At 52.7% G+C, this 22,918-nt stretch carries 19 protein-coding genes; 10 read left to right on the top strand and 9 right to left on the bottom strand.

All coding sequences use genetic code 11. The annotated features are described in order from the left end of the window. Positions 1-25 precede the first annotated feature (25 nt). The 6 genes from BUA28_RS03890 to BUA28_RS03860 all read right to left on the bottom strand — a co-directional run bounded on the left by BUA28_RS03890 (position 26) and on the right by BUA28_RS03860 (position 5,548). Complete coding sequence (locus BUA28_RS03890) at positions 26-433, bottom strand: hypothetical protein (protein ID WP_072766827.1); 408 nt, start codon at positions 431-433, stop codon at positions 26-28. A gap of 283 nt (positions 434-716) precedes the next feature. Further along, positions 717-1,391 (bottom strand): hypothetical protein, encoded by a 675-nt coding sequence (locus tag BUA28_RS03885; protein WP_072766826.1) that lies wholly within the window; start codon positions 1,389-1,391, stop codon positions 717-719. Positions 1,392-1,550: 159 nt separating this feature from the next. Next, positions 1,551-2,204, bottom strand: a complete 654-nt coding sequence (alkB, locus tag BUA28_RS03880; RefSeq protein ID WP_072766825.1) for a DNA oxidative demethylase AlkB — start codon at positions 2,202-2,204, stop codon at positions 1,551-1,553. Positions 2,205-2,222: 18 nt separating this feature from the next. Next, positions 2,223-2,876, bottom strand: a complete 654-nt coding sequence (locus tag BUA28_RS03875) for a 2OG-Fe(II) oxygenase (protein WP_218587219.1) — start codon at positions 2,874-2,876, stop codon at positions 2,223-2,225. An 87-nt stretch (positions 2,877-2,963) separates the two neighbouring features. Then, on the bottom strand, positions 2,964-4,067 hold the full coding sequence (gene ada / locus BUA28_RS03870; RefSeq protein WP_072766824.1) for a bifunctional DNA-binding transcriptional regulator/O6-methylguanine-DNA methyltransferase Ada: 1,104 nt from the start codon (positions 4,065-4,067) through the stop codon (positions 2,964-2,966). A gap of 467 nt (positions 4,068-4,534) precedes the next feature. Next, positions 4,535-5,548, bottom strand: a complete 1,014-nt coding sequence (locus BUA28_RS03860) for an NADPH-dependent aldehyde reductase Ahr (protein WP_072766822.1) — start codon at positions 5,546-5,548, stop codon at positions 4,535-4,537. Positions 5,549-5,706: 158 nt separating this feature from the next. Here BUA28_RS03860 and BUA28_RS16205 point away from each other — a divergent pair, with 158 nt between their 5' ends. From BUA28_RS16205 to BUA28_RS03830, 7 genes are all read left to right on the top strand, one after another. Beyond that, positions 5,707-5,838 (top strand): hypothetical protein, encoded by a 132-nt coding sequence (locus BUA28_RS16205; RefSeq protein WP_256598224.1) that lies wholly within the window; start codon positions 5,707-5,709, stop codon positions 5,836-5,838. 42 nt (positions 5,839-5,880) lie between these two features. Beyond that, on the top strand, positions 5,881-6,699 hold the full coding sequence (locus BUA28_RS03855; protein WP_072766821.1) for a c-type cytochrome: 819 nt from the start codon (positions 5,881-5,883) through the stop codon (positions 6,697-6,699). Positions 6,700-6,707: 8 nt separating this feature from the next. Then, the gene (locus BUA28_RS03850; protein ID WP_072766820.1) at positions 6,708-8,102 is read left to right on the top strand and encodes a cbb3-type cytochrome c oxidase subunit I; all 1,395 of its coding nucleotides are present in this window, start codon (positions 6,708-6,710) and stop codon (positions 8,100-8,102) included. Then, positions 8,074-8,919, top strand: coding sequence for a CbbQ/NirQ/NorQ/GpvN family protein (locus tag BUA28_RS03845; RefSeq protein WP_083569861.1), 846 nt, complete (start codon positions 8,074-8,076; stop codon positions 8,917-8,919). Before BUA28_RS03850 ends, BUA28_RS03845 begins: the two co-directional genes overlap by 29 nt. 35 nt (positions 8,920-8,954) lie before the next feature. Continuing rightward, entirely contained in the window at positions 8,955-10,964 is a 2,010-nt protein-coding gene (locus BUA28_RS03840; protein ID WP_072766819.1) for a nitric oxide reductase activation protein NorD, read from the top strand. A gap of 193 nt (positions 10,965-11,157) precedes the next feature. Further along, complete coding sequence (locus BUA28_RS03835; RefSeq protein ID WP_256598223.1) at positions 11,158-11,847, top strand: DNA-3-methyladenine glycosylase family protein; 690 nt, start codon at positions 11,158-11,160, stop codon at positions 11,845-11,847. Between the two features lie 273 nt (positions 11,848-12,120). After that, a complete protein-coding gene (locus BUA28_RS03830; RefSeq protein WP_072766817.1) occupies positions 12,121-13,596 on the top strand; it encodes an amino acid permease in 1,476 nt (491 codons plus the stop codon). A gap of 103 nt (positions 13,597-13,699) precedes the next feature. Here BUA28_RS03830 and BUA28_RS03825 read toward each other — a convergent pair whose 3' ends face one another. After that, a complete protein-coding gene (locus BUA28_RS03825) occupies positions 13,700-14,413 on the bottom strand; it encodes a hypothetical protein (RefSeq protein ID WP_072766816.1) in 714 nt (237 codons plus the stop codon). An 842-nt stretch (positions 14,414-15,255) separates the two neighbouring features. Here BUA28_RS03825 and BUA28_RS03820 point away from each other — a divergent pair. Together BUA28_RS03820 and BUA28_RS03815 are read left to right on the top strand one after the other, a co-directional pair. Beyond that, a complete protein-coding gene (locus BUA28_RS03820) occupies positions 15,256-16,923 on the top strand; it encodes an alpha-glucosidase (protein ID WP_178297876.1) in 1,668 nt (555 codons plus the stop codon). A 79-nt stretch (positions 16,924-17,002) separates the two neighbouring features. Further along, a complete protein-coding gene (locus BUA28_RS03815; RefSeq protein WP_218587218.1) occupies positions 17,003-17,494 on the top strand; it encodes a hypothetical protein in 492 nt (163 codons plus the stop codon). A gap of 34 nt (positions 17,495-17,528) precedes the next feature. Here BUA28_RS03815 and BUA28_RS16370 read toward each other — a convergent pair whose 3' ends face one another. Beyond that, positions 17,529-17,954, bottom strand: coding sequence for a metal ABC transporter permease (locus tag BUA28_RS16370; protein ID WP_072766813.1), 426 nt, complete (start codon positions 17,952-17,954; stop codon positions 17,529-17,531). A 188-nt stretch (positions 17,955-18,142) separates the two neighbouring features. On the opposite strand from BUA28_RS16370, the gene BUA28_RS03805 reads away from it, so the two are divergent. After that, complete coding sequence (locus BUA28_RS03805; RefSeq protein ID WP_072767063.1) at positions 18,143-18,694, top strand: YaeQ family protein; 552 nt, start codon at positions 18,143-18,145, stop codon at positions 18,692-18,694. Positions 18,695-18,930: 236 nt separating this feature from the next. Here the strand turns inward: BUA28_RS03805 and BUA28_RS03800 are convergent, their stop codons facing one another. Further along, positions 18,931-22,791, bottom strand: coding sequence for an autotransporter outer membrane beta-barrel domain-containing protein (locus BUA28_RS03800; RefSeq protein ID WP_178297874.1), 3,861 nt, complete (start codon positions 22,789-22,791; stop codon positions 18,931-18,933). Positions 22,792-22,918 lie beyond the last annotated feature (127 nt).

Genomic DNA, 22,918 nt, shown 5'->3' with positions numbered 1-22,918 from the left:
CCGCCATGAGCCCAAAGACTTCCATTTAATACGTCAGGCTGCCAGGGGCTGCTCCGGGTGGAGGAGATAAAGAAGGAGAAGCGCTTTGGCTCTGCTCCACCTTCTGCTTTCCCGCCGCGACTTCTGCGTTTATCTTTTCCACTATCTCGTTTATCCGTCCCTGCCCTGCCGTTGCAGCTTGATTAATAGTTAGGCTGTCCGCATTTGCTTCCTTGATCATGCAGTCATGGTAGACCTGCATTTGTTTTTGCCAGGCGTTAATTGCACCGACACTTCGATTGAAAGCATCTGCGCTACTCGAGTCGATAACCGGTGTTTCCGGCATGACGCCGCATCCACTAGCGGACCAGCTCCCATTTTCCAGTATGCCCGCATTTGCCGTGAATGCGGCAGTGAGCGCAAAAAAAGCTACAAAGAGATTGACGTGATTCATGACATGCTGTCTCCGTATTGTTTGTGAAATGCGTTAATCCAACATGAATTTGAATGGCTTGAATGGTTGGCGTTTAGTGTTCCCGCCGATAAGGTCGTGACCGCGTTTAACGGCAGCTCATCGTTGTTGATCCGGCAATTCTGGCATCGTACATCGTAGATACCGCTCGTGGATAACTGACAGCTGATTTCCGCACACGGCCTGGCTTTGCACCGCTCAAGCCGAGTCCTTAATATAGAGGATACCCTGCCTGAGGTAAGCACCGGCGCAGCCTTTCGGGTCGCTAGAGGGTGCGGTTGACGGAGTTGTTCGTCGTCGACGGTTTGGGGCGCCAGAAATGGATCAAGCCGCCGGTAAACCCGGCGATACCTAACACCAGAATCAGGAATCCCATCCCCATGCCTGTACCCGTATTTACAAAATCGCCCGCTCTTCTTACATCAAAGGGGATGCTGACCAGATTGGCAACATTGCCGCTGCCGTCATCGCCTATCAGCAGCACCTCGTACTTGGCAAGCGGTTCCAGGTTGACGGCAAGCGGGATATTGCCGGACGTGTATGCTTGAGCAGGCATCGACACTACCTCACGTGCTTCCCCACCTTCTATTTTCACCAACCGTACGATCAGCGGCATTTCGCGAACCTCCGACACCAGTATATCCATCACCAGATTCAGGGGTCCTGCCGGCACGGGAGAGCAAAATGGAGGGTAAGAAGGATGATCGCCATCCGGTACCACGTAAGCATTGAAGCCGATCGGAAATGCGCCGGTTTCGATGACGCATGTACCGCCGGTGAAGGCTTCTTTCTGTTTTGCCTGATTATCAGGACGGTAAAGGCTCGCTGTACCGCCAGAGATAACCTCGCCCTGCTGCGCAAGGGCGGCCGGCTCGAATGACATCATGATGCCGAATGCCAAACCGAATGCCACCAATAAATTTCGTTCAGGCAAATTCACACTGTCTCTCTTTGTCTTCGTTCATATCGTGAGGAACGCAACAGCCAACGGCGGCATCCCACATTTACCCTCAAAAACATATGGGAACTGGGCTCCAAGGAACTTTACGCTTGCTTTCGACTTCAATTAAGCCGGAAATGCGCGATTTTCAGAAAACCTTCAGGCCGCTTTACGAAAGGTCAGGTTTATCTGGCACGCACCCGCTAGGGGATGATACCCATCCTTAAGCGTAAGCACGCCATGGTAATGCAGTCTCGCCGGTCCGCCCCACACCATCACGTCACCATGTGTCAATTGTACACGCATCGGTTTATCCCCGCGCCGGAGGCCGCCCCATAAAAACACAGTTGAAATCCCCAGTGACACGGAAACAATAGGCGCGTCGAAGTCTCGCTCGTTCTTGTCCTGATGCAACGATAGCCGCGCTCCCGGCTCGTAGCGATTGACAAGGCATGCATCTGGCGCGTAATTCGGGAAGCCGGCACTCGCCGCGGCGTCTTGCGCCAGCCTCAGGAATATGCTGGGCATGGAAGGCCATGGCTTGCCACTTTCCGGGTTTACCTTATCATAGCGATAGCCGGTGCGATCCGTTACCCAGCCATAACTACCACAATTCGTTATCGCAACCGACATTCGGAAACCGCCCGGCGTCACCATATGGCGAAATGGCGCAGCGGTTGTGACCTCAGGCAGTTGTGCAAAAATGGCCGCTTCATCCCGTGTCGCAAAGCCCCGAAGCACGGTTGCACCGGGGCATAGCTCCTCCCGCTGGGCCTGACATTGCATCATGCCTTCAAACAGGTTGAACGTCATGTTTATCCCTTTTGGTTCTCAAATTGCATCGTGAAAAATGATACCTGCGGTGTGACGGCGGCCCGAGCGGATGCGGCTGACACCGTGGCGCAAGTTGACCCGATATACTCCCCGTGTGCCTTGCACAGGCCGTTGATGCACGGCAAAAGCCACTGCGTCTCCCTGCCTCAAGGGCACGACCTCGGGACGTGATTGCATGCGCGGCCGCTGCTCGGTCAGCACAAATTCGCCGCCCGTGAAATCCCGCCCCGGTTCGGATAGCAAAATCGTGACCTGGATCGGAAATACATGCTCTCCGTACAAGTCTTGATGCAGGCAATTATAATCACCCGGGTCATATTGCAACAACAAAGGGGTCGGGCGAAGCTGACCCGCTGCGTGGCAGCGCTTGATGAAATCAGCGAGCTTCTCGGGGTAGCGCACCGCTATGCCCATTGCTTCGTTCCAGCGGTTACCAATCGCCACCAGCTTTGGATATATCAAGGCACGCAGTTCGGAAATGATACCGGGCAACGGATAGCTGAAATACTTGTATTCCCCGCGCCCGAAACCGTGGCGCGCCATTACGACCCGGCTTCTGAAAATGTCATCTCGCACATATAATCTGGCAAGAGCGCCGCATTCTTCAGGAGAAACAAATCGTTCGATCACAGCCCTGTGCGTCCAGATCATTCGATATTCGCACCCAATCCAACGTATCCACCCGGCGTGCTATGTTCCGCGCAGGAGCAATACTCCACGATTCGCTTGCCGACGTATTCATGCTTGTACTTTCGACTTCGCCTTCACCTCCGCCTCTTTCTCAAGAAGGCTTTGCTTGCGCTCCACGCCCCAGCGGTAACCTGCCAGCGCTCCGTCGTTACGCACCACCCGATGACACGGAATCGCGACTGCCAGTTTGTTTGTCGCGCATGCCTGCGCCACGGCTCGCACCGATTTCGGCACGCCGATCCGCTTGGCGATATCGGTGTAACTTGCGGTTTCTCCCACTGGAATTTCGCGCAGCGCCTGCCACACCCGTTGCTGAAACGCGGTCCCGCGTACATCCAGCGGAAGATCCAGACCGATACCCGGCGCCTCGATAAAACCGACTACCTTTGCGACAAGTTCTTCAAAATCGGCATCGCAGCCGATGAGGTTGGCATGCGGAAAACCATCCTGCAGATCGTGTACCAGCTTATCGGGATCATCACCCAGGAGAATGGCGCAAATGCCACGGCTGCTTTGACCCACCAATATCGATCCGAGTGAACATTCCCCAACGGCAAAGCGAATTTCGATCTCCGTGCCGCCAGCGCGATAGTTGCTCGGCGTCATTCCCAGCACTTTGCCGGATTTTTCGTAGAAGCGGCTGCTGGATTTGTAGCCCGCGTCAAAAATGGCATCCGTTACTGCACCGCCACGGCCAAGCTCATCGCGTACCTTTTTCTCGCGCTGCGCGGCTGCATATTGCCTTGGTGTCAACCCGGTGACCTGTTTGAACGTGCGATGAAAGTGATAGGGGCTCATGCCAACCTGCGCTGCCAGTTTTTCCAGGGCTGGGGCCGTTTCCGCTTCTTCGATAATACGGCAGGCCCGCGTTACCTTGGCTGCACATTGCTCGGCCCGCGGGGGCCTGTCCGGCTGGCAGCGCTTGCAGGGCCTGAAACCGGCCTTCTCGGCTTCTTCGCGCGTGGCGTAGAAGCGGACATTCTCCGGCCTCGCCAGACGAGCAGCGCAGGAAGCGCGGCAATACACGCCCGTGCTCGTGACGCCGTAATAAAATGTGCCATCCGCTTCGGTGCTACGCGCGATGACCGCAGCCCAACGGGGATCACTGACTGTTTCAGCGGCGAGCTGCGCCTTTTTCGTTAACGCGTTCATGTTGTGCTCCTGTCGACAATCGGATGATCTCGATAACGATTGGTAATTTACCGTGTCGATCACCCTGGCGCATCCCGAGTCTTGCTTTTGAATTCCATTTTACTCATCGTCCTGTCCACGGCTTTGACTACTTTGAGATGCATTGAATTGTCACTGTGGGCAAAAGCAATCCGAGAGCAAGATGTAAGATACAGGGCCATTGCAAAAGCGATACAGGAATGGGAAGGTCGCGAAGGAACTGCGGCTGGAGCAGGCATTGACCAAGGTTGCTGCCACCCGGCCTGGTTCCCGGAGGGCAGTATCAGAAATCTTGAATGTAGAGGCCTGGTCTGTGGTTTAGGCAATCTCATTCAGGGCGAATTCCGGTATCTTGATAAGATTACGTATGATTACAAGATTACGGATCCCTTTATATTTTTAACAGGAGAGGTTAAGAGATCTTCCACGCCTGAGCGGCATTGCCTTTCTTAATGAAAATCAGAATCGAGGACAATGCGATAGCGCGCTTTCCCAGCCGCAAGGTGTTTGATCGCATCATTCACCTTACTTAGTGGAAAGTGTTCAACTTGTGGCGCGATATCGTGCCGCGCGGCAAAATCCAGCATGGATGACATTATCGCAGGACCTCCCGTTGGCGACCCGGAAACGCTTTTTTGGCCAAAGATCAGGTCAAATGCCGGAATGGGCATCGGTTCCAGCACAGCGCCCACGACGTGCATGCGGCCGTTCGGTTTCAGCGTCTTTAGCAAAGCGCTCCAGTCAAGCGAAACGTTGACGGTGACAAGCAGAAAATCAAGCGTACTAGCCGCTTTGAGAATATCGGCGCTGTCGCGGCTGGATACCACGCGATGGGTGCCCAACTTACGTAGCTCGTCAACCTTGGATGAATTCGAGGTGAACGCCGTGACCTCGCAACCCCAGGCATTGGCAAACCGTATGGCCATATGGCCGAGGCCACCGATACCTACGACTCCCACTCGATCCGTTGGCTTGACTCCGTAAGTTGCCAGTGGCGCAAACACCGTAACCCCCCCGCACAGCAGCGGACCGGCGGAAGAGATATCGAGCGCATCAGGCAAAGGAATTGCCCAGGCCCAATGCGAACGAATTCTTTCCGCGAAGCCTCCATGGTGCCCTATGATAGTCGCCCCCGCTTCCCCGCAAAGATTGTTATCGCCTGTCATGCATTGGTGACAGTGCATGCAACTACTGCTATTCCAGCCAACGCCCACTCGCTGACCCATCCGCAAACCTTTCGCATGTTGGCCCAGCGCCACGATTCGGCCCACTGCTTCATGCCCCGGTACCACCGGATATCGGGATAAGCCCCAATCATTATTGATGATTGACAGATCGGAGTGACAAAGGCCACAATACTCCACAGCGATCTCCACTTCTTCGGGCGCCAAGGGACCCGGATCGTAGGAAAACGGCTCCAATTCCTGTTTTGCGCCGTACGCGGCCCATCCATGAATATCCATTGCGTGCCCTCCTCGATTGAATCCCTGCATTAATAATCTTACGCATCCTGCTTGACAATAAAACATTGTTGCCGCTTTTTGTCCTATGGGATATCGCTGTTTTTCTTTCCTGGCAAGAATAAACCAACCAGTACCGCACTGTCCAATTGGAGGCATCCATGTCGAGTCGTACTTCACGCTATTTCGCCCCCTTCAAGGTCGTCAGTATCATAGTTCTCCTGTTGATAGCGGCGGCGATTATCTACGCTGCAGTGCTTTCACTCAAAAACTGGCCCGGCATCAACGTGTAGGGTTGCTGATACAACGAGTCCGACATCTGCAAGGAACCGGGAATGACAAAACGACAGGGACGACTTTTTTTCATTGTTTGCACTTTTCTTTCAGCCGCGGTGTTTATTGGCTTAACCATCGACACCCATACCCGTTTTGCTGAACTCACCAATGAAGAAAAGCTTACACCCGCAGTCATAAGCGGAAAAGACATTTGGCATGCGAACAACTGCATCAACTGTCATACGCTACTTGGCGAGGGAGCCTACTACGCGCCGGACCTCACGAAAATTACGCAGCAGCGCGGCACGCCTTACCTGACTGCTTTCCTCAAGGACCCCTCCCAGTTTTACTCTGAAGAACAGCACAGGCGCCTGATGCCGAACCCTAACCTGAAGGATGCGGAAATCAGCGATGTGATCGCGTTTCTGGATTGGGTCAGCCATATAGACAACCAGGGCTGGCCACCCCGTCCGATCATCGTCTCCGGCACAACGATCCCCGACACGGACATCGGGCAACCGGCGATTCAGGCGTCGGTATCGTCAGACCCGGTCGCGCGCGGAGAGGCGCTGTTCCGTTCGGCGCCACCAGCATGTAATGCCTGCCATTCAGTTGCACCCGGTGCGAACCTGGCCGGGCCAACGCTCGCAGGAATTGGAGCGCGTGCCGCAGCCATTATTGCCTCCCCCGACTACCGGGGGTCCGCCAAGACACCTGCTGACTACATTCGGGAATCCATTACCCATCCGAGCGCATACCTGGTCCCGGGGCCGATGTATTCCGCTAATAAACAGTCTTTCATGCCCGACAATTTCGCTACCGATCTCGATACGGAGCAAATAGACAGCCTTGTTGCTTATATGGAAACCTTGAAATAGGAGGCGCTATGCGTTACCGCTCACAGTCTATTGCGTATTGGTATTTTGCCGTTGCCATGTGCCTGTTCGGTCTGCAACTGGTATTCGGACTCCTGAGTGCGACCAAATATCTTGGACCCGACCCGCTACTGGATTTCCTCCCCTTCGACAAAACCAAGGCCATCCATACGAATCTACTGATCGTATGGGTGCTGACCGGCTTCATGGGGGCAACGTACTATGTGGTGCCGGAAGAATCGCGCAGTGAAATCTACAGCGTGAAGCTGGCATATGCGCAACTGGTCACGTGGACATTAATGGGTGTGACGGCCATCGTGGGATATATGTTTGGATGGACCGCCGGCAACAAAATGCTTGAGCAGCCTTTCCCGCTGAAAATCGTGATTGTCGTTGTCATGCTGATGTTCCTATACAACATTTTGATGACCATCAAGCAAGCCGGACGCTGGACTGTCACAGAAGGCGTGCTGGTCGCGGGCCTTGTATTGGCGGCGTTGTTATATTTACCCGCACTTCTTGAATACGATAATTACACCGTAAGCATTTTCTACCGCTGGTGGACCATCCATCTCTGGGTGGAAGGCGTATGGGAAATGATACAGGGCGGGCTTCTTGCCTACCTCCTTATCCGTTTGTCCGGCGCCGATCGTGAAGTAATGGAAAAATGGCTGTACGTCATCGTCGGACTGGTTTTCCTGGCTGGCATACTGGGTACTGCCCACCATTACTATTGGGTCGGGGTTCCGCAGTATTGGCTCCCTATCGGCGGCTTCTTCAGCGCATTGGAACCCCTGGCTCTGCTCGGGATGGCAATGTATGCATATTTCGCGATGCGCCGCTCGGGGCTTTCGCACCCCAATTCGCTGGCAGTGCACTGGACAATAGGCAGCGCGGTATTTACGGTATTTGGCGCCGGTCTGCTTGGCTTCGCCCACACTTGGCCCAGCGTGAACAAATGGACACACGGCACATTGGTAACGGCAATGCACGGGCATGGCGCTTTTTACGGCGCTTATGCCATGATCGTCATGGCGATAATCACCTACGCGCTACCGAATCTCACGGTTAATCGCAAAGTGGAGGGCTCGAGCGTTGGCTACTGGGCATTCTGGATGCAGGTAATGGGAATGTTCGGCATGACGCTCTCTTTCGGCACAGCCGGCATCGGTCAGGTGTATCTCGAGCGGATTTTAGGCTTGGGCTATCTGGACACGCAACTCAAACTTCAGGTGCATTTTTTGATGCTGCTTGCAACAGCGTCCGTATTTGCTGTCGGTGCCGGCCTTTTTATATGGAATTTTTTCCGGACGCCACCCAAATTGGCCGCTGACGTGTTGGTGGCTCCGCAACACCGCATAATACCCGGCATGGACGATGGAGGGCTCGTCAATCAAAAGCAGTGATCCTGGAAGCGAGCATCAAGGCGTCCGGTACCCCGGCGACGAGGCGCCCTATTACCTGCCATTCGGCCACGAAATCGACGTATTCACCCAATGTCACCAGCGAAGCCTGGCGGTAATGCTGAAGGGTCCTACGGGATGCGGCAAGACACGTTTTATCGAGCATATGGCATGGCGCCTCAAACGGCCACTTGTAACCGTGTCATGCCATGACGATCTATCGGCGGCGGATCTGGTCGGGCGTTTTCTGATACGTGACAACGGTACCGTATGGCAGGATGGACCGCTTTCGCGAGCAGTGCGAATAGGGGCGATCTGTTACCTGGATGAAGTTGTCGAAGCAAGACAGGACGCGGTTGTTGTCATCCACCCCCTAACCGATTACCGCCGTGTGCTGCCCATCGATAAAACCGGAGAGTTAGTTGAAGCTGCGCCAGGATTCCAGCTGGTAATCTCTTACAATCCCGGGTATCAACACGTGTCAAAAGATCTGAAGCCAAGTACGCGTCAACGATTTGTTGCGCTGGATTTCGACTTCCCTTCGCCTGACAGGGAGGTCGAAATTATTATTCATGAAAGCGGCGTAGAACAGGGATTGGCGCATGATCTGGTAGCGCTTGCCGGCCGAATCCGCGGTCTGGCTGATCGGGGCCTCGCTGAAGTGCCGAGCTCGCGCTTGCTGGTTGCGACCGCGCGCCTGATCGCCAACGGTATCCCCCCGCGATTGGCATGCAATGTCGGGCTCGTTTCCCCACTCTCGGATGATCCCAACCTGATCGCAGCCATGCACGACCTGATCGACGCGGTGCTAGTGGATTAGCTTGCTCATCAACTGACCATTCTTGACGATTCATCATGGCAGAACCTGAAGAAATCATCATTGATGCCGCGCGTCACGCAACCGTATTTGTTTCGCGCCTATGGTCTCGCCCGAATCAGGGCCAGGATAATGCCTGCACGCTTGCTGCACACAAGCAACGTCTGGAGTTGCTGCTCGCGGCCGTGCATGGTTATGACATTCGTGTTAATGTTGCTCAGGAACCCGCACCCGTATCCGCATTGTCTCGCCTGTTTCGAAACAGGCCTCGACATATGGTTGAGCCCCGTGCGCTGCCTGCTAATGACGGCGCACAAATCTTCCTGCCGGCGCAGCTTGCGTCGCCCGCTCCACTGCAACTGTTCCGCGTCCTCGCGCTGCAACAGGCCGGGCGGGCGCAACGACGGGCTGTTTTCGGTGATGCGATGCCGAGTGCGCTGGCAGAGGATTTGTTTTATTTAAGCGAAGCGCTAGCGGTCGACCATATGCTCGCTCTCGATTTCCCCGGGTTCACGCACGATCTTCTGTCGCTGCGCCATGCCATGTTGTCGGAACGGTTGCAACCCGCATTATTGAACGCGCCCGAACGCGTAATTGAAGATTTTTATTGTCAAGCGCTTAATGCTCACCCGGCACTTATTCCTTCTCCGTATATCACCGCAGCCGCCGCGAAAGATTCACTAACCTGGGCGATTGAAACAGCGCGGGGAGTCTCAGCGATGTGCGATTCAGGGAAGATACGCTATCGCGGCATGCGCAGTGACCTGTGGCTTGGCAGGACTCTACCTGTGGCCGCAGCGCATCAGAAGCAGCTCGATGCTGCAAATATGCCCGATGCGCCCGCACAAACTCCGCGTACTGCGCGACTGTCACGCCGTCCCGAAGTACGGAAAAAAAGCGAGGATGAAGATGATGCCGTGCAGGGCATGTGGATGCTGCAAATGGATGATCCACAGCAACACGTGGAAGACCCGGCGGGCATGCAGCGCCCTACTGACCGGGATGAGAACGCAGACGCGGGTGATATCGCCGATTCGCTTTCCGAGTTGCCCGAAGCATGCCTCATCTCTAACCCCAGACCGGCACTGGAAGTGTTGCTTTCAGATGATCCCCCTGCCCAGCGAGCTGTGCTACCCCCGGGTTTGACAGCCGCTGGGGCAGGCATCTCATATCCCGAGTGGGATTTCCGCATTCCAGGCTATCGGGAACGGGGTGCAGTGGTACGGCTCCAGGCGTCGCCGCTCGGCGACCCGGCATGGGTTGAATCCGTGCTGGCCAAGCGCTATGGCTTGCTGCAGCAGGTCCGGCGCCGCTTCGAGGGCATGCGGCCGCGCCGTATCCGACAAAACCGCCAAGCAGACGGCCCTGATCTCGACATTAGCGCTTACGTGAACGCCTTTGCCGAGCAACACATGGGGTTACCGCTGGAAGATCGCCTATACCAATCCGTAAGGCCTGCGCGACGTGATATCGCCATCGCATTGCTGATTGATATAAGTGGCTCGACAGATGGCTGGGTTTCTGGTGATTTGCGCATCATCGATGTCGAAAAGGAAGCACTGCTGCTGGTCAACTACGCGCTGATGGCCTTGAGCGATCCATTTTGCATCCTGGCGTTTTCTGGCGAAAGTGCGCAAAACGTGACATTGTGGCCTGTAAAGGATTTCGACGAAAGCGATAATAATCTCATACACCGCCGCATTGCCGGACTGGAACCTCAACGCTATACGCGCGCAGGCGCAGCTATTCGGCATACAACGAGCTTGCTCGTCGCTCGCCCTGCCTTGCATCGTTTACTTATTTTATTATCCGATGGCAAACCGAACGATGTCGATCTATATGAAGGCCCCTATGGTGTGGAAGACATGAGGCGAGCCGTGGCTGAAGCCACGCTGCAGTCAGTGCATCCATTTTGTCTCACTGTCGATCGACATGCGCCTCAATATCTTGCTGGTATATTTGGTCCTGGACACTACGCCGTGCTGCAACACCCCCAATTCTTGCCAGTCGTTCTGGCAGATATTCTCAAGAAGCTAGTCAAGACATAAACAAAATAATCCGTATTTTTTCCGTATATGCTTTGTCATTCACGTGAACTGTCACGTGAACTGATGAAAAATCCAGTGGAAGAGTTCGAGCCGCACGACATCATCAAATCGCCACATCATCCAGTACAATCAGTGTCGCGGTACACGCAAAGGCGCTATAAACAGGCCGGACAGTAGATAAAGGATCGGATAAATGCCAAACACCGCAATGAAGAGCGCGAGTTCTCCGGTCGACATATATCGCCTTGCCGCCAGCCATGTCTCTCTCATTGATGAGGATTGGTCACGACTGATAAAATTGGTGGGGCCATGCATGCATCAGCCAGAACCAGCGCGTGAGCCTTATGAAGCACTGGTGAGAGCGGTGGCATACCAGCAATTGCATGCTCGGGCGGCGGACGCCATTATCGGCAGATTTCTGGATTTGTACCCCGACGGCGCATTTCCCCACCCGACCCAAATACTGGCGTCCAAATTTGAAGATCTTCGTTCGTGCGGTTTTTCGACACGCAAGATCAGTACGATAAGAGGTATTGCTGAGGGCGCATTGAGCGGCCTTGTGCCGACTCGCGATATCGCAGGCGAAATGTCCAACGATGAACTCGTTGCCCGCCTGGTAGCGCTGCCGGGTATTGGCCGCTGGACGGTCGAAATGCTGCTCATCTACACGCTCGACCGTATCGATGTGTTGCCGGCCGATGATTTTGGTGTACGCGAGGGCTACCGGTTCCTGAAAACTCTTGATACTATTCCCGGTCGCAAAACGATGGAAACAGCTGGCATGCCATGCAGCCCGTATCGAACGGTAGCATCATGGTATCTATGGCGCATCCCGTCGCTGCCTGGTTATACAAAAATGAAGAAGAGGATCAAGAAGGGGTAGCAAGCCTGTATATCCGGGCAATTTGACGGATTAAGCTGGTTAATGCCGATTTCTCGCTGTGTTTAAGGCAATTTTCGCGATTCAAGGCAGCATTTCCATCACGCCGCGCTCCGCTGGTTTAGAATGCGCCTTGCGAAAACCCCCACTGGACCCGAGGAACCGCTGAGTACGTCTCCGGCGGATCACAATGCGCTTGCCGATGGCTTATTAAACCCTCGTTGACTTCAGAGCGCGAGCAAATTCGTTTTGCTCCCTTTTTAACCGGAGAAACAGATGCTGTTTGAGCGCGTCAAGTCCCTGGATCATATACTTGAGTCAGCACGCACAAGGGGACTCAAGCGCCAGCTTGGGGCCTTCGACCTTACCATGCTGGGTATCGGCGCCATTATCGGCACCGGCATTTTCGTGCTGACATCGGTTGCTGCGGACAAAGCCGGACCAGGCATGATGTTTTCGTTTGTCATCGCCGGTTTTGTCTGCGCACTGGCAGCGCTTGTGTATTCCGAGATTGCAGCGATGGTACCGGTTGCGGGGTCCGCATATACCTATTCCTATGCGGTATTTGGAGAGTTGGCGGCATGGATGGTGGGTTGGGCGCTTATTCTGGAATATGCGGTAGCAGCCGCCGCGGTTGCCGTCGGGTGGTCCGGCTATATTAATGGCTTCCTTCATGAGATAGGGTATGGGCTGCCCCTGGCTTTGACTGCGGGGCCTTACGATTTTATTGTTCTTACAACTGAAACCGAAACAGGTACAACAGCGGGCACAACCACCGCAGGCGGTTTCAATCTACTGGCATTCCTGATCTCGCTTTTCGTTACACTTCTTCTAATCATGGGTACTTCAAAGAGTGCCAGATTCACGGCTATTCTTGTCATCGTAAAAATAGTCGCGCTCTCGGCCTTTATCATTCTCGCCCTGCCCGCCGTCAATGCCGCCAACTTTGAGCCTATGCTGCCCAAAGGCTGGGGTACCCCGCTTTCGGGTGTGGGCGTGCTCGGCGCCGCCGCGTCCATCTTTTTTGCCTATATCGGGTTTGATGCCGTCTCGACGGCGGCGGAAGAAACCACCAATCCTAACCGTAACGTACCTATTGGGCTCATTGGTTCATTGACGATATGCACTGTTTTTTACCTGGTTGTCGCGTATGCTGCAGTGGGCGCTGTCGGTGCCCAGCCAGGTGCCGAGCTATCCTTATCCAAGGAACCCCTGGCTTTTGTGTTACGTGAGGTGGGTTACCCGGCGGTCGGCAATTGGGTAGCTTCTGCCGCTATCGTCGCCCTGCCCTCTGTGGTGCTGATGATGATTTATGGGCAAACCCGCGTTCTGTTTACGATGTCGCACGATGGGCTTATGCCGAAGTTCTTCTCCCATGTGCATAAGCGTTTTCATACCCCACATGTCGTCACCCTGGTTACAGGTATCGCGGTAGCCTTCTTCGCTGCGATGTTCCCGGTCGGAATGCTGGCCGACGTCTCGAATTCCGGCACCCTCTTCGCATTTTTCATGGTGGCGCTGGGCGTGATGATTCTGCGCCGCCGCGAACCGGACCGGCACAGACCGTTCAAAACGCCGATGATCTGGATTGTCGGCCCTTTGGCCATGGCAGGATGCGCGCTGCTATTCATCAGCCTGGGCTGGAATACGATAAGATTGTTTCTGTACTGGGCCTTGACCGGCCTCATCGTTTATTTCGCTTATGCCCGTAAGCATAGTCATTTGGGAAAACAGCAGACGGGTAGTGGTTGATGCGAGTATATCCGCCTCAACCAATTGGCGGTCTATTCGTCTGCAACTGCTTTTCTCTAAGTCGAGCAACCCCTCATCCTGCCTGAATCCCGGTATTACCGTTTCAGCTTTGCAAATGACGCCGTTTGAAGCCGCTTCCTCCATGCCCGACCACAAGCAGGGCAAGGGCGGCGGATTCGGAATTTGCGTCGAATTGCACGGATTCCGGGAAGGGGGACCTCAGCTGATCCATTCCCTGCTCCGTACTGCTTAATGAAGTTATTCGTATTGAACCGACGCCATTGGCGCTACTAACGCCAAAAAACCGATCTTCCGCCGTCTGGCCTGCGAATAAACCATCTCCCATAGCGGATGGGCCGATCGTTCCCAGCAAATTATTTGACGCATCGAAAGCTTCAAAAAGCACGCTTTTAAAACCGTCTCGAATGTTGGCAAGCCCCATGTCAGTCCATATCAAACCGGCATCGGTAGGCAACTCGCCGAGTAATTCCTTGCTGAACGAGAATGTCAGGATCGAGTCGCCGTCTGAATACCATGTATTATGCGAAGGGCGCGAATTATCTGTCGAGCCCTCTTCTGCTTCGGCCGGAACGGCCTGGCCGGCAGGCTGCAACACCATTCCATGCGGCGCCAGGGCGTTGAAAGTATCAAGGATGCCGTTCTCAAAATCTTCGAGATGAAAATACGCGAATGAAGCGCGGGCAAAACGGCTGGCCGCGAAGGACTGATAATGAACAGGACCTATCAGCGTAGCATTTTCCCCCAACGGTTCCGCTAATACCGCCACCACTGATAACGCCGTACTCAAGTTTTCCATATGACGTTCATTTTATAAAATTGGCGCTTGCGATCCGAAGCAAACGGAAGCGAAAAGTAAAGTCAGAATTCTCGGTAATTTTCGTTGCGTAATAGAAACATTATTTACCCGCGTTAATCATCTGAACATCGGACCAAGGTACTAGAATGCAGGATAATGTGGCGGTGAAAATCATCGTGAAACACTGCCCCTTGTTTCATAATAGCCTCAAAATGACGAGACGTTTTGCACGATTCGATCGGCCGCCGAAAGGTTGGGAAAATTGGGCATAGCTGCGCTTTTATGACTGAATGACTGGCGACCCTTGCGGCAGAACGTCAGCTTTAGCAATACTCAGGGTTGAATACTTCTGCTTGCCTGACAGAAACTCTTGACCTGCCAAATCCTGGCATTATCTTCGATTGCTACCTTTACCAGGCTCTCCTGACGTTGTGTACCAGATTAGCGCCAGAGTTGCTATCCTTCAATCGTACCCGAGTGTACCGCGTTTCATAGCATTCTCACCCAACGCAAGAACTACGGGTTTTCCGCAGAACTATCTGTCGCCATTGAACTCGGACGGATTATTAGCAGTCCTATAGTTCTTGGATAAAACAAGACTCTGCCGGATGAGTGAAAACCCTGCTCATCAACGTTCGGCCAGCGTTCAAACTGCGCCCCTCTTTCTTCCTTGGCCGAATCCATCGGCAGGGTCAGAAATCCGCAAATCCACCCCTTATATATATCGCTTCTTTCATATACCGCTCCTTTCGACTGGATCAAACCAGGGCTTTCGGCTCCCGATGGCCCTGGGTATCGTCAAATCGTAAATAATTCTTATGGGAAGTTTATTCCAGCCAGTTATGACAGACAGTTCCATGGGTTCCATCTTCCCTAATGATTCAGATGGCGAATGGTGGAAAAAAACCACTGTTTACCAGATCTATCCGCGCTCCTTCTTAGACACCAATGGCGACGGCATTGGAGATATACCGGGCGTCATAGAAAAACTTGATTATCTTAAGGACCTCGGTTACGAAACGATCTGGATTTCTCCCTTTACGCAGAGTCCGCAAAGAGATTTCGGCTACGATATCAGCGACTATTTTTCTATTTCTCCACAGTACGGCGATATGGCGCTTTTTGAAAAACTGGTGCAAGAGGTGCATGGTAGAAAAATGAAGCTCATATTCGACCTGGTACTGAACCATACCTCTAATGAGCATGCCTGGTTCAAGGAATCGGCAAGCTCACGCGACAATCCGAAAGCGGACTGGTATATCTGGAAAAACGGGAAAGGCAGGAATGGCATGAAGCCGCCCAACAACTGGCGCGCGATGGCCGGCAACAAAGCCTGGACATATTACCCTGAACGGAAGCAGTTCAATTACACGGCCTTTCTCCCTTTTCAGCCCGACTTGAACTACCACAATCCCGAAGTCAAGCAAGCGATGTTTGATGTCGTCAGATTCTGGCTAAAAAAAGGGGTAGATGGCTTCCGGCTGGATATTATAAGCGCGATTTACGAAGACGCCGAACTCCGCAGTAATCCGCCCAGCTTTCGATTGACCCCGTCAGACAAATCCTTGTCCATTTTTTTTCAAAATCTGAAAAACAATTTTCTCCATGAAAAAAGCTTTGAATTTGCAACTGAGTTAAGAAGCATAGTGGACGAGTTCGTTAATCCCAGAAGAGTCTTGATAGGGGAATCGCATGGTGACGAAGCGCTGATCAACCAGTTTTGCTATAACAACGGCAAAAATGGCTTGAACGCCATCTTCCTTTTCAAGGCTATTTCGACACCGTTTAAAGCGGAAAATTACCGCAAGATGCTGTTAACATTTGAAGAGCATTTTCCTGAACCCCTGATACCCACGCTCGTCTTTGCCAATCATGATCGCACGCGAATCATCAGCCGTTTGGGTGGAAGTGTAGCAAAAGCGAAGTTGCTGGCGCTGTTTCAATTCACGTGCAGAGGCATTCCATTCACCTATTTCGGGGATGAAATCGGCATACCCAGAGTAAGAATTCCGCTAAAACAGGGAAAAGATGCTATAGCCATACAGCATAGCTGGATTCCACAGTTCCTGGTGGATAAGAGCCCTGAAATTCTCAATCGCGACGAGTGCCGCACACCGATGCTATGGAACGAAAAACTGAACGCAGGTTTCTGTGCCGATTCAGTAAAGCCCTGGCTGCCCGTCGCTGAAAATTTCAAGGAAATAAATGTTGACAGGCAGATAGCGGATTCCGATTCGCTGTTTAATTTTTATAAAAAAGTGATTCACCTTCGAAAGGAAACGCCCGCGTTACATGCGGGAAGTCTTGAGATTGTGCATGATTTATGCAATAAAAAAATTCTCGCATACAATCGCATTTTCAATGGAAAAAAATACAGCGTAGTACTGAATATGTCACAGTACGCGCAGAAAAACCCGGTAAACCATTCCAGAATACTGCTTTCGACACACCTTCAAAGCGAGGCACATCAATTGCAACCCTTTGAAGGACGAGTGACAATGTTAGACTAGCGCCCTTAAAATAGCATCAGCCGCTAACTCCATAAATAAACCTTCTCTTACAAATTAGAAATGAGGAGCAACATTGATCATGACCCCGTTCTCGAAACGAACCATAACTTCTGTCATTGCCGTTGCAGGCTTCGCACTACCGCTAATAGCCCTGGCAGGTCCGACGACCGTGCCCTTGAAGATTAGCGCGGTAACGCAAGAGAAATCGGGGCTCAATCCAGACTGCCCCTCCGGATTTGGCGGCACAACGACCGGCACAGGTAAAAGCTCACATATGGGCAAGATTTCGATTGCGGCAAACGATTGCATTACGCCGGTCGACAAGCATTACGCTTTCATCGGCAAATTGACGATCACCGCGGCAAATGGCGATAAGATTAGCGGTGACTATAGCGGTTCTCTTGTTCCGACAGATACGGTACCGGTATATTCCTTTTCCAATGCAACGTTTCAGATCACAGGCGGAACGGGGCGGTTTTCAAAAGCGAACGGGAGCGTGGAATTACAGGGAAGCCAGGATATCAAGACCGGCAAGGGAAAAATGGAGGCAGACGGAACGATCTCCTATTGATGATGCGGAGAGGGTCCAACCGCCGGACTTGGGTTTAAGGGCTTCTAATGGCTATTGTGCTGGAAGCCCATGCGCAACATGCGTTTTTTACGGACAGGTTTAAGCAGCAGCGATAAGCAGAACAGTAAGGCGCTAAACAAGACAATGGCAGCGCCAGAGGCAAATTAAGGATATAACTCAGGTAAGTTCCAATAACCCCTGTCGGGGAGCAGATCAGAACCGAATAAATCAGCATGCGGCTGAAGCTGTCCGTCATCACTCGAGCCGTCAATGCGGTCACGATAAGCGTGGCGGCAATCATGGTGACGCCGACTACGTTCATGGATGCGATGATCGAAAGCGTGAGGAGAATCGAAAGCACTGCACCGTCAATTGGGGCATGCCACAATCCATGACCTATATAGCTCACGCCGCGCAGTATTACGTATACGCCAATCAAGCCGCATAAAGTGCCTACCATCAGCCCAGCCAGAAGGGTACGGAATCAGAAGAATAGCTCCTTGTGCGATCTCGACCGGCAAAAGATGCAGCTTGTCATGCCGCACCCCTTGCATGGAAATAATATGATTGGGCGAACTTTTTTACGTTCCTGAGAGTTCCACTCAGAATGGTCATCAGGCAACCAATCACACAACTACTTATATCTATATGGCTCTTGGAGCAACCATTTTTAAGGCCGATCTGCGAATCGCGGACCTGGATCGCAATTATTATCACGACCATTTGCTCACCCTCGCCCGCCACCCATCGGAAACCGATGAACGCATGATGGTGCGATTGCTGGCCTTTCTGCTGCACGCCAATGAATCACTATCGTTTGGTAATGGATTGAGCACGTGTGATGAACCCGATCTCTGGCAGAAGGATTTAACCGGCGCTATCGAGCTCTGGATAGATGTGGGCCTCCCGGATGAAAAACTCATTCGCAGAGCCTGTGGTCGTGCCAGTCAGGTATGCGTTTATACATATGGTGGGCGAATTGCCGACACTTGGTGGAATCAATGCCGCGGTAAGCTCGAACAGATCAAGAACCTGACCGTGAGCAATTTACCAAGGGAAGCCAGCCAGGCCATCGCGAAGCAGGCGCAACGTAACATGCGTTTGAATTGCACGATTCAGGACAAACAAATATGGCTGGTCGACGGAGTTGAGTCAACGCTGTTTGAGCTGGTAAATCTGAAGAGCTTGCCAGCAGCTTGAAATCTTCAATCGAGCATTGTGGCAAGTAAACTTGAGAAGCGTAATTGGATGTCAATTCTGTGTCTCAGTCAGCCTCAACCCAGGCAGAAGAAAATCATCAACGAATCGCCGCCTGATTAAGCCGCCATACACAACATTGAGCATAACTCAGCGAGCACATTCCTAACAAACCCAGGAAATTCAGAGGATTTGGTTACTCCCTGTGTGATAAAACCATTTAGTGATTGCCCTGGACGCTACCAGCGGTATTTAATTCCTGCTTGTCCAGCGATGCTATTGCCATTATTCCTAACCAACGCATGGCTATAGTTGGCCGTAACAAATATGTAGGCGTTCTTGGCTATCTCGCCGGAAATACCTACGCCGGCTTGACCCACTGTGCCGCCCAGGGCCGTGTGCAAGGCTACTGGATTTTCACCGTTCAAATTGCTGAAAGTAGTGTTGGCTCGTGAACCAAAAGTCTGCCATATATTGGCGCGTGCCCATGTGGTGATAAGTCGTCCGCTTCTGGATTGCCATTGCTTGGTCGAGCGAGCACCTAAGCGACCGGACACATTGGTGGTGTCGCCAAACTGAATTTTTCCAAAAGTATCTGCGGTGTCTCGAAGATCCATGTGTTGAAGCAACACTTGCGCTTGCGGTTCGAGTGTCCAATTACTGCCCAGGCTAAAAGCATGACCACCTTCTGTTGACGCTATAAATCCCCAACCATTGGTTTTGGACGACTCTCCCAAACGGGAACGCGTTGTGGCTTCTCCGTAATAGGTAAATTGGCCCACCGTATCGAGGTAACTGCCTGAGTTTACAATTCGCGTCCAGTACGCACCAACCGAATATCCGGCCATCGTTGCACTTCCTGCTCGATGACCGCGAAAGTCACTAATACTGGCATTAATATACCCTACACCCAAATAAAGCCCAGCCTGGTCAGAGTTCTTGCCGTTATTGGATTGACCACGGTAAGTATCGACACCTACCTGGAAGCCGCCATAATTAAATTTATAGGCGGGACCATATTTCTCGAACTGTTCAATATTGCCACCACCAGGTCTTGCTGAACCATGCTCGCCGATAATGCGCCCCCAGGAGGCCTTGGGTCCGAGACCTCCTGCATCAGCGCCGAACGATACGAGACTGTCCTGTCCCTGCCGATCATGATAAGTTCCCAACATTGATAATCCTAGCCGGGTGCCTAGGGCCGGAAGTGCCATATTAATTGGTACTTCAGGGCGATAATTGGGAATAGCGGGTGACGACGGCGTCGTCGGATCTTTCTCGATAACGCTGCGCAAGTACCAGTTTCCGTCAGTGGCATCCAAGCCTGAACCTCCTTTTCGGAGTTCATATTCATAAGCGCCTCCTGCTACTCGCTGCCCCAATACGAATACACTGTCCGCCGAGTGCGTTGCATCCCGTACTTCCACTAGCTGAATACCGTTTGCAACGGTCGGCGCGCCCAAACTACCTGGGGCCTGAGAAACATAGACTTGCGTGGCGCCAGATCCACGCTGCGTCCGGTCGACGATCAACATGTCGGCCTCTGATCCAGTTGTGCCGCCAGAAGCGGGGCCGGCGCCAAGCCTGGCGTTAAGCAGTAGCCGACCGCCATCAGAGACGAACGTGCTTGTACCCACGCCTGAATTTGGATCGGATATATCGGTGATGACAAGGGTGTTACCAACCGCGGGACCACGCAAATCGATTACGCCAGCATGGTTGAATGTAGAGAGATTGACCAACTGGCTTTGAACGACACCGTTACGATGTAAATCATAGAAAACCGGGTCCAGTATTTGCTCTGAAATACCTGTTTTTGGTTGATAGAAGCCGCTGTCATCCGTAAATGCCGCGTTCGTCACATCTGCAAAGCGTACAGCACCAGCGACGGTGTTGTTGAAAACGGAGTTTGGCCCGCCAAAATCGCTTATCGCCACTCGCTTCGTGTCACGTATGCCATCACCATCAGCGTCTGCGAAGTGACGCATTACAAAAGAGTTGGGCGAATAATTATTGAAGGTATTGGAACCGGTGCCTGTTAAGGAAAGATAACCCGTTATGGTGCCATAGTTGTCGATTGTGACGTCGCCATCTACCGGAGCAAATATGCCGGATGCTGCAATTGCCCGGTCGGACAAGGCCCCGATATTTCCACGATTAGTCAGGAACGTTGTCGTGCCACCCAGAACAACCCCTGCAGACGGCGTATCAAATCGTTGAGTGGACGAGCCATTGCTCAGTTCTTGCCACCCCCCGAAGACTGTAGCCCCCTGCGCAACAACTATATTCGTAGAACCACTTGTGCTTGAGGCCAGCATGCCTGCACCGAATCGACCTGTCGCAGTCACATCGGCGTTCACGTTCACTGTTGTGCTGTTCGCGGCAACCGCCACAAGACCGAGTGAGTTCGGACCGCTGGTGGTGACAGATCCTTTGATATTCACATTCGTCGTATCGAAGACCGTGGTGTCTGCGCCTTCATTGATGGCACCGACAACAATGCCATGCGCGGCATCGCCTCTCGTGGTGATTTTACCGGATGTTACTGCGGCTGAAGTCGGCGCCCCAGCAATAATTGGAGACACCAGAATCCCAATTGCCTCTGCGCCCTGCGTTGATATGGTTATCGACTCCAACTGAAAATCGACACCCCCCGCCCTGGACTGTGATGCAATGCCGTGACTCTGGACACCATAAGTGTCAATGGTTGCGCCACCGATTCCATTAACTATAGTCAAGCCCATGCCTTGGTTAACAAGTGATACGCCGGAGGAACCGTCGCCCTCAGTACTGATAGCACCTGACTGTAGCATCACGGAGATCGATGCTGTATTGTCGGTTTTTGTCATTACCGCATTAATGCCGTTAGCGTTGGCGCCTTTTGTTGAGATGGCGGCAGCATTTTCCATGTCAATACTTCCTTCGCCATCATGCTTCGCATACATGCCTTGGCTATTGTCCCCGGTAGTTTCAATATTGCCACCAACGTCTTGCACGAGGCGAACGGAATTGGTGTTTCCGATAGTTAGAGCCTCACCGTAAATTCCGTGACTGCCTGTTCCCGTCGTCTGGATATCGCCTTGTGTGATGACCTCAACGACCGAAAGAGAGGTGTTCTTGGAACTTGCGAATATGCCCGCCGCGTCAGACCCTGAAGTGCGGATAAGCGCCGTGCTTCCCACATCAACTGTGGCTCGTGAGGTATCCGCCCCATTATTGCTACGAACGCTGATGCCGCTAGAACCGGCTCCACTGGTTATGATCGTCCCGGCTGCCGCAGCGCTGACATTGCCGGTACCGAGACTGATAGCATATAGACCGGAGGAAATTTCACCTTCCGTCGTAATAGTACCGCCCGTTTGAGTAATCGAAGCCGTGCCCGTGGACGCGTTGTTGAAAATTACTGAATCTGTCCCATCCGTGTTATAGCCCTTAGTAAGAATCGTTGAGGATGTGACTATTTTGGCATCGCCTTGTCCAAAATGAACAGCATACACTCCGTAGGAAGTATCGCCAGTAGTCGTGATATTACCGCCCATGACATTGATCGAGATATCTCCTGTAGCATCGGCAGTATCGATAGCACCGGTAATTCCGGTACTTGTAGCATCGTCGGGGCTAGTGCCATGACTCGTCGTTATATTGACGCCGCTAGTTGTAATAGAGAGATCGCCAGATGTCCCCTGCTGAACCACGATTCCATCACCGCTGATACCATTGGTGGTAATGGTGGCTGCTTCAACATTGACGTCAATGTTTACGGCCGGATTGCCTGCGTCTGGCCCCCATACTGCTATTCCAAATGTATCCGTAGGGGGCGTAATCGCGACATCCGGCGCGACAATAAGGTTAAGGTCGGTTTGAGGGCGGTATTCTATAGTTTGCGAATAAGTGGGCCCATCACAGTGAATTGTCGCGGGCGCCGTGGGACTAGCTATAACGCCGCATTCGTTAACTGCAAATGCAATGCGGGAGTACACCGAACCGAACATTGCCAGGATTGCCGCAATTAATAGAACAGGGTTCTTCAAGTCGTTGTGATCCGCTGCCAACCTGGCGCCAGGTTGGCATTTATCAACCGCTAAAAATTTCTTACCCATGGCAAGCTTGCCGCTCGGTGTTAGAAGCATCTCTGACGAAAACAGTACTCAGCTCTGTCAGATCGTTGAAGGCAAAATGTGGAGGCTGAACATCAATAAGTTCGCAAATTGTGGGGGATACCAATTT

The organism is Nitrosospira sp. Nsp11, from assembly GCF_900142705.1.
In the GTDB taxonomy this organism is placed as follows: Bacteria; Pseudomonadota; Gammaproteobacteria; order Burkholderiales; family Nitrosomonadaceae; genus Nitrosospira.
This window is presented reverse-complemented; position numbering and strand designations above follow the sequence as displayed.